Consider the following 14,947-nt stretch of genomic DNA (forward strand, 5'->3'; position numbering starts at 1 on the left):
GACGGCGCTGGTTGTGATCAGAGCGCTTCCAGGCTCGCCATCAGGTCGTCCAGCCGGCTGGCCTTCTGTTCGCTGATGGCGCTGTCTTCCAGCGATTCGATGTAGCGCGCCAGCTCCTCCACCGTGGCGCACTCGAACATGGCCCGCAGCGGCACGTTGCGTTGCAGGGTCTTCTGCACCCGCGAGGCGATCTGCGTGGCCAGCAGCGAGTGCCCGCCCAGTTCGAAGAAGTTGTCGGTCACCCCTACCCGCTCCACCTTGAGAACCTCGCGCCAGATGCCGGCGAGGCTGTCTTCCAGCTCGTTGCGCGGCGCCTGGAAGGCTCCCTGGCTCTGGCCGATGTCCAGGGCCGGCAGGCGCTTGCGGTCGAGCTTGCCGTTGGCGTTGTGGGGCAGTTCGGGCAGTTGCAGCCAGTGCAGCGGGACCATGTAGTCCGGCAGCACCGCCTTGAGCGCCTGCTTGAGCCGCTCGCGCAGCCCGGCCGCGTCCACCTGCGGGTCCACCGGCACCACATAGCCCACCAGCTGCTTGCCGGTGATGCCGTCCTGCACCGCCACTGCGCCGTCGCGCACCTCGGGATGGGCGTGCAGCCGTGCCTCGATCTCGCCCAGCTCGATGCGGTAGCCACGGATCTTCACCTGGTGATCGATGCGCCCGACGTACTCCAGCACGCCGTCCAGGCGGCGCCGCGCCAGGTCGCCGGTGCGGTACAGGCGCTCACCCGGCGCCCCGAAGGGGTCGGGCATGAACACCTGGGCACTGCGCAGCGGGTCGCCGGCATAGCCACGGCCCACCCCGGTGCCGGTCACGCAGAGTTCGCCCACCGCGCCCAGGGGCACCGGTTGCAGTTCCGCGTCCAGCAGGTAGAGACGGTTGTTGTCGGTGGGCGTGCCGATGGGCAGGTAGGTGCCTTCGGTGGCCGCCAGGTCGACGCGGAACAGCGCCACGTCGTCCGAGCATTCCGCCGGGCCGTAGGCGTTCACCAGGCCGATGGCCGGGTAACGCTGAAGCCACTGGCGCGCCAGTTCCGGCGGCATGGCTTCGCCGGTGGGCAGCATCCAGCGCAGGCCGGACAGGTCCAGCGCCTCCTCGGCGAGCATGCCCTGGATCAGCGACGGCACGCTCTCCAGCACCGTGATGCCACGGGAACGCACATGGGCCAGCAACGCCAGGGGATCATGGGCGATGGCGTTGGGCACTATGTCCACCTGGCCGCCGCAAAGCGGTGCGGTGAGGAACTGCCAGACCGAGATATCGAAGCTCTGCGAAGCGGTCTGGGCGATCACGTCGTCTTCGCCGAGGGCGAGGTAGGGCACCTTGCTCAGCTGGTTGTTGAGCATGCCGGCCTGCTCCACCATCACCCCCTTGGGCTGCCCGGTGGAGCCCGAGGTGAAGATGATGTAAGCGAGGTTCTGCGGGCCGCTGTGGATGCCCAGGTCGCCCTCGTTGGCCGCGCCCTCCTGCACCGTCTCCCACACCAGCAGGCGCGGGCGATTGGCACAGTTGAGGCCTTCCAGCAGCTCGCGGGCCTGAGTCTCGCAGGCGCGGCTGCAGACCAGGGCCGGCGCGCGGCTGCGTTCGAGAATGTCGACCAGGCGCTGGGCCGGGTGGCCCGGGTCCAGCGGCAGGTAGCCGCCGCCCGCCTTGAAGGCGCCGACCATCATGCCCAGCAGGTCCAGGCTACGTTCGCCCAGCAGCGCCACCGGCTGGTCGACGCGCACCCCGGCCGCCACCAGGGCGTGCCCCAGGCGGTTGGCGCGGCGGTTCAGCGTGTCGTAGTTCCAGGCCTGGCCCTGGCAGGTGGCGACCGGCTTGTGCGGGTGCTCGGCCACCTTGGCTTCGAACAGGCGCACATAGCCCTGGTCCAGGGGATAGGCGCGCTCGGTGCTGTTGCAGCCCTGCAGCAGGAAGCCGCGTTCCTCATCGCCGAGCAACGGCAATTCGGCGAAATCGCTGCCGATGTGCTCGGCCAGGGCCAGCAGCAGGCGCTTGAACTCGCCCAGCAGCGTGTCGATGGTCGCTTCCTCGAAGAAGCGCCGGTCGTAGGACAGGTGCAGGCCGAGGTCGTCGCCCGGGTAGCAGACCACGGTGAGCGGGAAGTTGGTGTGGGTACGGCCCGACTCCGAACTGGCCGACAGGCTCTGGGCGCGGTCCAGCACCGAGACTTCCACGGGGGCGTTCTCGAACACGAAGAGGCTGTCGAACAGCGGCTGGCCCTTGGGCAGTTCGCTGCACTCCTGCACCTTCACCAGCGGCAGGTATTCGTACTCGCGCAGCGCCAGGTTGTGCTCCAGCAGCGACTGCAACCAGTCGCGCACGCTGCGGCGCTCACCCACGGCCGGCATCGGCACCCGCAGCGGAATGCTGTTGATGAACAGCCCCACCGTGCGCTGCATTTCCGGCATGGCCACCGGGCGTCCGGCCACGGTCACACCGAACAGCACGTCGCGCTCGCCGCCGTAGCGGCGCAGCACCAGGGCCCAGGCCGCCTGGGCGAAGGTGTTGATGGTGAGCTGGTGACGCTGGGCCAGCTCCCGCAGGCGTGCGCCCTCCTCCACCTTGAGCCGGATGATGCGGTCGCCCACCAGCATGGCGCCGTTGTCCCGCAGGAAGGGCCGGTCGCTGGGGATGTAGCTGGCGCGCTCGAAGCCCCGCAGGTTGTCGCGCCAGAAATCGGCGGCGGCGCGGGCGTCCTGCTGTTGCAGCCAGGCGATGTAGTCGCGGTAGCGCGGCGGCGTTGGCAGCCGTACCTCGCGACCTTCGCCCAGGGCGCCGTAGATTTCCAGGAAGTCGCCCATCAGCAGCGAACGGCACCAGGCATCGATGAGGATGTGGTGGTTGCTCATGATGAACCAGTGGCAGGCATCGTTCAGGCGGATCAGGCGCAGGCGGAACGGCGCTTCCTCCAGCAGGTTGAAGCCGGCCTCGCGCTCGGCCTTGAGCAGGTCGCGCAGGCGTTGCTCGTGACCTTCCTCGGGCTCGGCGCTCCAGTCCAGCAACTCGATGGCTGTGGTACTGCGGCGATGGATGACCTGCTGCATGTTCTCGCCGCTGTTCCACCAGAACGAGGCGCGCAGCGCTTCGTGGCGATCGATCACCGCGTGCCAGGCGGCGGCGAAACGCGGGAAGTCGATGGCGCTGTTGATGGTGTAGCGGTCCTGCATGAAGTAGATGCCCGAGCCCGGCTCCAGCAGGGTGTGCAGCAGCAGGCCCTCCTGCATGGAGGTGAGCGGGTAGATGTCGGCGATTTCCTGGGGCGCCAGGGCGACGCTGTCCAGTTGCGCCTGGGACAGGTGCGCCAGGGGGAAGTCCGACGGCGTGACGCCACCGGCGGCATCCTCCAGGCAATGGGCCAGGACCGCCTGCAGCTCGGCCTGGTAGTCCGCCGCCAGGCGTTCGATGGCGGCCGGCGCGAACAGCCGCTCGCTGAAGGTCCAGCGCAGTTGCAGCTCGCCGCCGTAGACCTGGCCATCGACGCTGAGCCAGTTGGGCAGCGGCGAGGCCGGGTCGTGCTGGGCGCCGGCCGCTTCTTCCAGCGGGCGGAACAGCGCGTCAGCGCCGAAGCTCTGGTCGAACTGGCCCAGGTAGTTGAAGGTGATCCGCGCCTGGGGCAGCGCGGCCATGGCCTGGCGCAACCCGGCGTCGGCCAGGTAGCGCAGCACACCGTGGCCGAGGCCCTTGTGGGGCACCGCGCGCAGCTGTTCCTTGATCGCCTTGATCGACTCGCCAAGGCTGGCGGCCGGGGTCAGGCGCAGCGGGTAGGCACTGGTGAACCAGCCGACGCTGCGGGTCAGGTCGATCTCGTCGAACAGCGCCTCGCGGCCATGGCCCTCCAGCTGGACCAGCACCGAGTCGCTGCCGATCCAGCGGCACAGCACGCGGGCCAGGGCGGTCAGCAGCAAGTCGTTGACCTGGGTGCGGTAGGCCGCCGGCGCCTGTTGCAGCAATGCGCGGGTATGGCTGGCGTCCAGGCGCAGGGTCACGCTGCGAGCATGGCCTTCGCTGTTGTCGCCGTTGGCGTCCTGGCGTGGCGGCTCGGCGGATGGGCCGGCGAGCTGGGTTTGCCACCAGGCCTGCTCCTCGCGCAGGGATTCGCTGCTGGCGTAGGCCGCCAGGCGCGCGCTCCAGTCGCCGAGGGCACTGGTCTTGGCCGGCAGTTTCGGCTCGCGGCCTTCAGCCAGTTGCCGGTAGAGGCTCTGCAGGTCTTCCAGCAGTACGCGCCAGGACACCCCATCCACCACCAGGTGATGGATGGCCAGCAGCAGGCGGCGTTGATCCCCCGGCCCTTCGGCCAGCACGGCGCGTAGCAGCGGGCCCTGGCCGATGTCGAGGCTGCACTGGGCGCTTTCGAAGAGCGCCAGGCGCTCGTCGGCATCCTTCACCTGGCGCTGCCAGAGCAGGCCCTGGGCGGTTTCAGGCGCGCGGTAGGCGGCGCTCCAGCCGCTGGCATTGGCGCTGAAGCCCAGGCGCAGGGCGTCGTGCTGTTCCAGCAGCCGTTCGAGGGCGCGCTCCAGCAGGTGCGGCTCCAGGGGTTGGGTGGGTTCCAACAGCAGCGCCTGGTTCCAGTGGTCCAGGCCGGCCACGCGGCCGTCGAAGAACCAGTGCTGGATGGGCGTCAGCCCGGCATTGCCGCTCAGCGGGCCCTGCTCGATGGCGGCGGCCTCCTTGCGCGGGCCGTCCTGGGCCGCCTCGGCGAGGCTCTGCACGGTCTGGAAGCGGAACAGGTCCTTGGGCGTGAAGTGGATACCCAGTTCCCGCGCTCGGCTCACCACCTGGATGGAGAGGATGGAGTCACCGCCCAGTTCGAAGAAGTTGTCGTGGATGCCCACCTGTTCGAGGTTCAACACCTCGCGCCAGATGGCGGCCAGTTGTTCCTCACGCGGGCTGCGCGGCGCGGCATAGGCCTGGCGGCCCTGCTCCAGGTCCGGCGCCGGCAGGGCCTTGCGGTCCAGCTTGCCGTTGGCGGTCAGGGGCATGCGCTCCAGCAGCACCAGGTGCGGCGGCACCATGTAATCCGGCAGCAGCGCCTTGAGCTGGGTCTTCAGTTGTTCGCGGAAGGCCGCCTGGCGTTCGCCATCGGCGCTGGCCAGGGTCGCGTCCTCGGCCAGCAGGTAGCCCACCAGTTGCTTGCCGGAGGGGCTATCCAGGGCCAGTACCACGGCCTCGCGTACGCCCGGCAAGGCTTGCAGGCGCGCCTCGATCTCGCCGAGTTCGATACGGAAGCCGCGAATCTTCACCTGATGGTCGATGCGCCCGACGTACTCGATCAGCCCGTCGTTGCGCTGGCGCACCAGGTCGCCGGTGCGGTACAGGCGACCACCCTGGCCGCCGAAGGGATCGGCGACGAAGCGCTCGGCGGTGAGGCTCGGACGCTGGTGGTAACCACGGGCCAGGCCTTCGCCGCCCACGTAGAGCTCGCCGGTGGCACCCGGCGGCAGCAGGTTGAGGTCGGCGTCCAGCACGTAGAGGGCGCGGGCGCCCACCACCTTGCCGATGGGAACACTGCTCGCGGTCGCATCCAGTTGTTCCGGTGCCAGGCTGGCCAACGGCATGACCACGGTTTCGGTGGGGCCATAGGCGTTGAAGAAACGCTGCGGCGCGAAGGCCGCGCGGATGCCCTGCAGGTACTCGGGGGTGAGTGCCTCGCCACCGGTGATGCACAGGCGCACCGGCAATTGCTCGCCGCGCCCGCCCAGCCACTGGGCCAGCTGGCAGCCATAGCTGGGGGTGAAGCCGAGGATGGTCACGCCCTGCTCGCGGATCAGCCCGCAGATGTCCTCGGCGCCCCACTGTCCCTGGGCCCGCAGCACTACCCGCGCACCGCACAGCAAGGGTGCCAGCAGGCGTTCGCTGGCGGCGTCGAAGTTGATGGAATAGAAGTGCAGCTCGCAATCGTCGCTGCGCATGCCGAAGTCGGCGATCACCGCCCGCAGGTGCATGGCGATGGCGCCCTGGGCCACGCCGACGCCCTTGGGCTGGCCGGTGGAACCCGAGGTGTAGATGACGTAGGCCAGGTGCTCGGCGCCGCTACGCGGAGCCAGGTTGTCGCGGGCGTAGCCGGCCAGGGCCGCGCTGTCGCGCTCCACGCACCAGCCCTGCACGCCGAGGGGCAGTTCGCCCAGGGCGTCCAGCAGCGCGGCATGGCCGAGCAGCAAGGCGATGCCGCTGTCCTCCACCATGTAGCGCAAGCGGTCCAGCGGGTATTCCGGGTCCAGGGGCACATAGGCGCCACCGGCCTTGAGGATGGCGAGCAGCCCCACCACCATTTCCAGGGAGCGCTCCAGGGCCAGGCCGACCCGCACTTCCGGTCCCACGCCCAGCTCCACCAGGCGGCGAGCCAGCTGGTTGGCGCGGGCGTTGAGTTCAGCGTAGCCGAGGGTCTGCCCGGCGAAGGTCAGCGCCGGGGCGTCCGGCGTGGCCAGGGCCTGGCGCTCGAACAGTTGCTGCACCGTGCCCTCCAGCGGATAGGCATCGGTGCCCTGGCGATGGGCGGCCAGCAACGCGGCACTTTCCTCGGCGGCGAACAGCGGTAGCTCGGCCAGGCGTGCATCCGGCGTATCGAGCATGGCCCGCAGCAGGTTCTGCCAGTGCTCGGCCATGCGCGCGATGCGCGGGCGGTCGAACAGGTCGCAGCTGTAGGTCAGGCAGCAGCCCAGGCGCTCGTCCAGGTCGGTGACTTCCAGGTTCAGATCGAACTTGGTGGCACGGGCGTCGTTGGCGATGTACTCGAGCTTCAGGCCGGCGACGTCACGGGTCTGCTGGAACTCCCAGCGCTGGACGTTGCACATCACCTGGAACAGCGGGTTGTAGGCGGCGCTGCGCTGGGGTTGCAGGGCTTCCACCAGGTGGTCGAAGGGCAGGTCCTGGTGGGACTGCGCCTCGATGGCCACCTGGCGCACCTGTTCCAGCAGCTCGCGCACGCTCATCAGGCCACGGGGTTGTACCCGCAGGACCTGGGTATTGAGGAAGGCACCGATCAGCCCTTCGCTCTCCGGGCGGATGCGGTTGGCCACCGGTGCGCCGATGCGCAGGTCGTCCTGGCCGCTGTAGCGATACAGCAGCAGGCCGAGGGCGGCGGTCATGGTCATGAACATGGTCAGGCCATGCTCGGCGTTGAAGGCGCGCACGCGAGCGGCCAGGGCGTCGTCCAGGTCGAAGCGCAGCAGGTCGCCCTGGTGGCTCTGCACCGGCGGCCGCGGGCGGTCGGCGGGCAGTTCCAGCAGCGGCTGCTCGCCGCCCAACTGGGCCTGCCAGTAGTCCAGCTGGCGTTGCATCTCGCCACCTTCCAGCCACTGGCGGTGCCACTGGCTGTAGTCCAGGTACTGCACCGGCAGCGGCGCCAGCTCGGCGTCACGGCCTTCAAGCTGGGCGGCGTAGAGCTCGGCCAGTTCGCGGGCGAAGATGTCCATCGCCCAGCCCTCGGTGACGATGTGGTGCAGGGTCACCACCAGGTAATGCACCTGGGCCTCGGCCTTGACCAGGTGGGCCCGCAGCAGCGGCCCCCGCTCCAGGTCGAAGGGCTGGTGCGCCTCGGCATCGGCGAAGGCCTCCAGGCGCGCCTGGAACGACTCGGCCGGCAGGTGCGACAAGTCATGGTGCTGGATAGGCAGGCCGGCGTCGTCGGACACCCGCTGCTGCGGCACGCCCGCCACGCTGGGGAAAGTGGTGCGCAGGGTTTCGTGACGAGCGATCAGCGCCTGCAGGGCGGCCTCGAAGCGGTCGGCATCCAGCGCGCCGCCTATGCGAGCCACACCGCCCACGTTGTAGGCCGGGCTGCCCGGCTCCATCTGCCAGAGGAACCACATGCGCTGCTGGGAATAGGACAAGGCTTGCGGCAGGCTGCGGTCGACCCGGGCGATGGCGCCCTGGCTGTCGCGCTGCCCCGTGGCCAGGGCCTGCTCCACACGCGAGGCGAAGGCGGCAAGGCGGCTGGCGTCGAACAAGGCGCGCAACGGCAGTTCGATGTCGAAGGCCTGGCGGCTGCGGGAAACGATCTGGGTGGCCAGCAGGGAGTGGCCGCCCAGTTCGAAGAAGTCGTCATCCAGACCGACCCGGGCCACGCCCAGCACCTCGCTCCAGATGGCCGCCAGGCGTTGTTCCACTGCCGATTGCGGCGCCCGGTGCGCGCGCTGGCGCCACTGGGGTTCGGGCAGGGCCTTGCGCTCCAGCTTGCCGGACGGCGACAGCGGCATGGCGTCCAGGCGCAGCAGGTGCGCCGGCACCATATAGTCCGGCAGGGCTTGCTGCAGGGCGTCCTTCAGGCGAGCCAGGAGGGCTTCCTCGTCGGCGCCGTCGGCCACCAGGTAGCCAACCAGCTGCGGACCGGCCTGGCTATCGCGCAGAACAACCACGGCCTGGCGCACGCCGGCCTGGGCCAGCAGGCAGGCTTCGATTTCTTCCAGCTCGATGCGGAAACCGCGCAGCTTCACCTGCTGGTCGACACGGCCGAGGTACTCCAGTACCCCGTCAGCGCGCCAGCGCGCCAGGTCGCCGGTGCGGTAGAGGCGCGTGCCGCTGCCGTCCGGGTTGGGCACGAAGCGTTCGGCCGACAGCCCGGGGCGCCCGAGGTAGCCACGGGCCAGGCCCAGGCCGCCGATGCAGAGTTCCCCGGCCACACCGGGCACCACGGGTTCGAGATTGTCGTCGAGCACCTGGCACTGCACGTTGCCCAGCGGGCGGCCGATGGGCACCGAGGCGCCCTCGCCCGCCTGGCAATGCCAATGGCTGACGTTGATGGTGGTTTCGCTGGGGCCGTAGCGGTTGTGCAGGCTCACCGCCGGCAGTCGCTCGAAGACCCGCTCGCGCAGCTCCGCCGACAGCGCCTCGCCGCCGGAGAACAGCAGGCGCAGGCTGGAGCAGTCGGCCAGGCCAGGCTCCTCGACGAACAGCTGCAGCAGCGCCGGCACGAAGTGCAGCACGGTCACCCCGTGCTCGCGCACCCGCGCCACCAGGCGCGCCGGGTCCCGGTGCTCGCCGGGGGCGGCCAGCAGCAGGCGGCTGCCGCAGAGCAGCGGCAGGAAGCATTCCCAGACCGAAACGTCGAAGCTCACCGGGGCCTTCTGCATGAACACATCGGCGGCGCCGAAGCCGTAGGTGTCGCGCATCCACAGCAGGCGCTCGGCCAGGGCCGCGTGGGTCACGCCAACGCCCTTGGGCTTGCCGGTGGAGCCGGAGGTGTAGATGACATAGGCGAGGCTTTCGCCGTGCAGCTCCAGTGCCGGCGCGGTGGCCGGCAGATCGGCGACGTCCGCCTGGTCCAGGTCCAGCCGCTGCACTCCGGCCGGCAGCGCCGGGGCGGCCAGCCAGCTCTGGGTCAGCAGCAGGCGAATGCCGCTGTCCTCGGCCATGTAGGCCAGGCGCTCGCGGGGGTAGTCCGGGTCCAGCGGCACATAGGCGCCACCGGCCTTGAGAATGGCCAGCAGGCCCAGCAACATCTCGCTGGAACGCTCGGCGCAGATCCCCACGCGCACCTCGGGGCCGACGCCCAGGGCGCGCAGGCGATGGGCCAGGCGGTTGGCGCGGGCATCCACTTCACCCAGGGTCAGGGGTTGGGCACCCAGCAGCAGCGGGCGCTCGGCGCCCAGCGCCACCTGTTCGGCGATCAGCTCCGGCAGCCAGCACCTGGCGCGCTCGCGGGGGGCGCTGCCCCAGACGGCGAGCTGCGAGCGCTCGGTGTCGCCCAGCAGCTGGATATCGCCGATGGCCAGTTCCGGCCGCTCGGCCACTTGCCAGAGCAGGCGCTGGAAGTGGCTGGCCAGGCGCGCGATGGTGGCTTCGTCGAACAGCTCCACGGCGTAGTCGAAGGACAGGCTGATGCGCCCGCGTTCGTCTTCCTCGCTTTGCAGTTGCAGCTCGAACTTGGCGTCCAGACTGTTCCAGGGCAACGCCTCGGCCGACAGCCCGGGCAGGCGTTGCAGGGCGCGCTGGTCCCGTTGCTGGTGGTTGAACATGACCTGGAACAGGCCGCCCTGGGCGCGGGCCTCGGGGCAGGCCTCGAGCAGTTGCTCGAAGGGCAGCTGCTGGTGTGCCTGGGCGCCCAGGGTGGCCTGGCGTGCCTGGGCCAGAAGCGCCGCGAAGGGCATGCGCGTGTCCAGCTCGCCGCGCAGGACCAGGGTATTGATGAAGAAGCCGATCAGCCCGTGGCTTTCCAGGCGCGCACGGTTGGCGCCGGGCACGCCCAGGCGGATGTCCCGCTGGCCGCTGTAGCGGTGCAGCAGGGCTTGCCAGCCGGCCAGCAGGAGCATGAACAGACTGGCGTCGTGGTCGCGGGCCAACTGCTGCAGGCGTTCGGCCAGGGCCTTGTCCAGGCGGATGCCGTAGCGCCCGGCGCGATAGCGCGCGTCCGGGGTGCGCGGTCGGTCGGTGGGCAGCAGGAGCAGCGGGTGCTCGTCGCCCAGCTGGGCCTTCCACCAGTCCAGCTGACGGGCGCCCTCGCCCGCCGCCAGCCACTGGTTCTGCCAGGCGGCGAGGTCGGCGTATTGCAGCGGCAGTGCCGGAAGCTCCGCTGGCTGGCCGAGGCCGTGGGCGCCATAGAGGCGGGAGAACTCGTCCAGCAGCAGGTTCAGCGACCAGCCGTCGGCGATGATGTGGTGCAGGGTCACCAGCAGCAGGTGGTCGCGCTCGGCGATACGCACCAGGCTGACCCGCAGCGGCGGGCCCTGTTCCAGGTCGAAGGGGGCCAGGGCATCGGCTTCGCGCAGGGCCAGGGCTTGCGCCTCGGCGTTCGGCTGGCCTTCCAGGTCCACCAGCCTGAGCTGGAACGCACCGGCCAGATGGATGCGCTGCAGCGCCTGGCCATCCACCTCAAAGAAGCTGGTGCGCAGGGCTTCGTGGCGGGCCACCAGTTGCTCGAAGGTACGGGTGAGCGCCGCCTCGTCCAGGTTACCGCGCAGGCGCAGGGCGCCGGGGATGTTGTAGGCGGCGCTCTGCGGGTCCAGCTGCCAGAGGAACCAGAGGCGGTTCTGCGCGGCGGACTGGGCCAGGGGCTGGCGGCGGTCGAGTCGGGCGATGCTGTCCCGGGCCTGGCCGCCTTCGGCCACCAGGCGCTCCACCAGGGCGGAGAACTCGCCCAGGGTCGGTGCCTCGAACAGCTGGCGCATGTCCAGGGCCACACCCAACTCTTCCCGCAGGCGGGCGATGACCTGCACCGCGCGAATGGAGTTGCCGCCCAGGGCGAAGAAGTTGTCGCCGGCACTGAGCTCGGTCACGTCCAGCTGTTCGCGCCAGAGCTGCGCCACCCGGCCATCGGCGGCCGGCGCCGGCTCGCTGCCTGGTTGCCGAATGGCCTCGCCGTCACGGAACAGCGCGTAGTGGTCGAGGCTGGCGTCGTCCAGCTGGGTGCGGCAGGCGGAGCGTTGCAGCTTGCCGCTGGAGGTCTTGGGCAGCGCGCCGGGGTTGAGCAACACCACCACGGCGGGGCTTTCCTGATGGGCTTCGGCCACGGCCTGGCGAACCATGCGCACGAGGATGTCCGGGGGCACCATCTTCTGCACACGGCGACCGATCTCGGCGGCGATGCCGATGGCTTCGCGGCCCTGGTGTTGCACGGCGAAAGCGGCCACCCGGCCCTTGCGCACCATCTCCACCTCGGTTTCGACGGTGCGTTCGATGTCCTGCGGGTAGAGGTTGTGGCCGCGGACGATGAGCATGTCCTTCAGGCGGCCGGTGACGTGCAGCTCGCCCTCCAGCACGAAGCCCAGGTCGCCGGTGCGCAGCCAGGTGCGGCCGTCACGCTGGACGAAGGTACGCGCGCTGGCCTCCGGGTTGCGCCAGTAGCCCTTGGCGATGCTCGCCCCGCTCACCCAGATCTCGCCCACCTGCCCTTCTTCCAGGACATTGCCCTGCTGCGGGTCCACCAGCAGCAGCGGGTGCTCGGGTTGGGGGAAGCCGCAGCTGATGGCAGTGGCGCCGTTGCCGCGTTCGGCGCGATTGGCGGCCAGCGCCTCAGCGTCCAGTTCACGAATATTGATGCCCTGGCCACGGCGCGCGCCGCTGACGAACAGGGTGGCCTCGGCCAGGCCGTAGCAGGCGTACCAGGCGCCACGGTCGAACCCGGCGGCGGTGAAGCGCGCGGCGAAGGCGTCGAGGCTGTCCTGGCGGATCGGTTCGGAGCCGGAGAAGGCCAGGCGCCAGCCGGACAGGTCGAGGCGCGCCATGGCCGATTCGCTGATGCGCTCGCAGCACAGGCGATAGGCGAAGTCCGGGCCGCCGCTGACGGTGCCGCCGTACCGGCTGATGGCTTCCAGCCAACGCAGCGGACGCTCGAGGAAATACTGCGGCGCCATCAGCACCACCGGCACGCCGCTCCAGATGCCCTGCAGCAGGCCGCCGATCAGGCCCATGTCGTGGTAGAGCGGCAGCCAGCTGACGATCACGTCGTCGGCGCCGATGCCAAAGCCGTGGCGAATGAGCTTCTCGTTGGCCACCAGGTTGCCGTGGCTGACCTCGACACCCTTGGGCAGCGAGGTGGAACCGGAGGTGTACTGCAGGAAGGCGATGTCGTCGGCGGCCAGCGCCACCGGCTGGAAGCCCTCGGCCAGTTGCCGGTCCAGGCGATCGACGCAGAGCAGGCTGGCGGACTGCTCGCCGAGAGCGGTCTGCAACTGGATTTCCAGGCCGCTGGAGGTGAGCACCAGGCGCGGCTGCGCGTCGTCGAGGATGGAATGCAGGCGTTGCAGGTGATGGTGGCGGTTGGATTCCGGCGGATAGGCCGGCACCGCGATCACGCCGGCATACAGGCAGGCGAAGAAGCTGGCGACGTAGTCCGTGCCGCTGTTGAACAGCAGCACGGCACGATCCCCGGCCACGGTCCGCTGTTGCAGCGCGGCGGCGATGCTGCGGGCGCGCTGGTCGAGCTGGCGGTAGTCGAGCACCTCACCCGTGCCCTGGTCCTCGGTAAGGAACCGCAGCGCGATACGTTCCGGCTCCGCCGCAGCGCGACGCTGCAGCGCCTCCACCAGGGTGCCTGGGAGATCGAACACTTCCATCATTTTTCTGTCCTGCCTGAGTACGGCGTGAATCGGTTTGATCGGGGAGCGCGGGCGGCTCAGCCACCCGCTTGGGAAAGCCTGTCCGCCGGGCGGACGTCCGGGGTCCAGCCCCAGGAGGAGCGGTAACGCAGGTGCCGCCCCAGATGGGCCTTGAGGGTTCGCAGCACCCTGGCCTCGTTGTCGTGGATGAAGAAGTGGTGCCCGGCATGCATGTCGAGGGAGAAGCTGGAAGCGGTTTCCCCCTGCCAGGCCAGCAGGTCGTCGACACTGATGCTGTCTTCACGGCCACCGAACACATGGATCGGCAGCGGCAGCGGTGAACGCTCGCGATAGCGGTACTGGCCGCAGAGCAGGAAGTCGGCGCGCAGCACCGGCAGCAGCAGGTCGAGCAGTTCGCGGTTGGCCAGCACCGCTTCCGGGGTGCCGCCAAGGCCGCGCAGTTTGGCGATCAGCTCGGCATCGCTCTTGGCCGTGGCGAACTCGGAGAAATCCCGCTTCGCCGGGGCGGCGGTGCCGGACACGAATAGGGCCACCGGTCGCGGCAGGCCCAGTTCATTCAGGGCGTGGGCCATCTCGAAGGCCAGCAGGCCACCGAGGCTGTGGCCGAACAGCGCATAGGGCTGCTGCGCCTCGCCACGGAGCTCGACGGCCAGCCCGCGCGCAAGCGCGAGGACATCGGTCGCGAACGGCTCGCCATGACGAGCACCCCGCCCCGGTAGCTCCACCGGGCGGATGGCCAGCCATTGCGGCACCTTGCGGCGCCAGCGGGCATAGGCCATGGCGCTGGCGCCGGAGTACGGCATGCAGAACAGACGCAGTGCGACCATGTCCGCCCCCTCAGGCCGTCACGCCATCCATCTGCTGACGCAGGCTGAGCGGACGCATGTCGGTCCAGACCTGCTCGATGAACTCGAGGCATTCCTGCTTCAGGCCGCTCTTGCCGGCGGCGCGCCAGCCAGCGGGGATGGCCTTGTACTCCGGCCAGATGGAGTACTGCTCTTCGTGGTTCACCACCACCTGGAAAATCACGTCGTCTCGGTCGAACACGGTGTCGCTCTCCTCTGTTGAAACCTGTCTGGGGCGACTGCCTCCAGCGCTTTCACTGAGAAGAACGGATGAGGATGAGAAGAAATTACTTCGGGATGTTGCCTCCTTCCCACCGGGCGGAAAGGCGCATCTCACGTCTGAATTGGCAAATTCACCTGCTTGTCAAGAAAGATTCTCACTCGCAGCGCGACAATATCTAGAACGAAAGATTCCGACACAATTTCCAAAAATGATAACGATTCTTATTTGACAGTGCACATCGTTCGCACTAATTTGTGCCACCGCCTCACCCCCAAACCAAAAAAAGCTCCACCAGAAGCGCACAGGTGAATCCAATGCCAGAACAAGGAACTGTTGACTGCCTTGCCGCCGGTCATCCCACCCCCACTTCCTTGCAGACCTTCATCGACCACCGCTCGATGATGGTGAAGATCGCCGCTCGTATCACCGGCTGCCATTCCCGCGCCGAAGACGTTGTGCAGGACGCGTTCTTCCGGCTGCAATCGGCCCCGCTGATCAAGCTCTCGTTCAAGGCTCAGCTGAGCTACATGTTCCAGACCGTGCGCAATCTGGCCATCGACCATTACCGCAAGCAGGCCCTGGAACTCCGCCACTCCAGCAGTGAAGAGGAGGGCCTGAATGTGGAGCAGCACGACAGCGCTTCCCCGGAAACCCTGCACCTGCACCAGGAAACCCTGGAAATGGTCGCCGTCGCCCTCGGCCAACTGCCCGAACGCACCCGCTACGCGTTCGAGATGTACCGCATCCACGGCAAGCCGCAGAAAGAGATCGCCGTGGAGCTCGGCGTGTCGCCGACCCTGGTGAACTTCATGATCCGCGATGCCCTGATCCACTGCCGCAAGTCGGTCAGCGCGGAACGCGAACTGCGCAAGAGCGCCTGATCTCTCCGC

At 69.1% G+C, this 14,947-nt stretch carries 4 protein-coding genes; 1 reads left to right on the top strand and 3 read right to left on the bottom strand.

Annotated features, from left to right (window positions below):
- Positions 1-17 precede the first annotated feature (17 nt).
- Genes PCA10_RS15245 through PCA10_RS15255 form a run of 3 tightly spaced genes read right to left on the bottom strand, consistent with a single transcriptional unit; the run spans position 18 to position 14,036 of the window.
- Positions 18-12,989, bottom strand: a complete 12,972-nt coding sequence (locus PCA10_RS15245; protein ID WP_016492958.1) for a non-ribosomal peptide synthase/polyketide synthase — start codon at positions 12,987-12,989, stop codon at positions 18-20.
- Between the two features lie 56 nt (positions 12,990-13,045).
- Positions 13,046-13,816, bottom strand: a complete 771-nt coding sequence (locus PCA10_RS15250; RefSeq protein WP_016492959.1) for a thioesterase II family protein — start codon at positions 13,814-13,816, stop codon at positions 13,046-13,048.
- A 10-nt stretch (positions 13,817-13,826) separates the two neighbouring features.
- Positions 13,827-14,036 (bottom strand): MbtH family protein, encoded by a 210-nt coding sequence (locus PCA10_RS15255; RefSeq protein ID WP_016492960.1) that lies wholly within the window; start codon positions 14,034-14,036, stop codon positions 13,827-13,829.
- Between the two features lie 335 nt (positions 14,037-14,371).
- Here PCA10_RS15255 and PCA10_RS15260 point away from each other — a divergent pair, with 335 nt between their 5' ends.
- Entirely contained in the window at positions 14,372-14,938 is a 567-nt protein-coding gene (locus PCA10_RS15260) for an RNA polymerase factor sigma-70 (RefSeq protein WP_041770297.1), read from the top strand.
- The last annotated feature ends 9 nt before the right edge of the window (positions 14,939-14,947 follow it).

Source organism: Pseudomonas resinovorans NBRC 106553 (assembly GCF_000412695.1).
Lineage (GTDB): Bacteria > Pseudomonadota > Gammaproteobacteria > Pseudomonadales > Pseudomonadaceae > Metapseudomonas > Metapseudomonas resinovorans_A.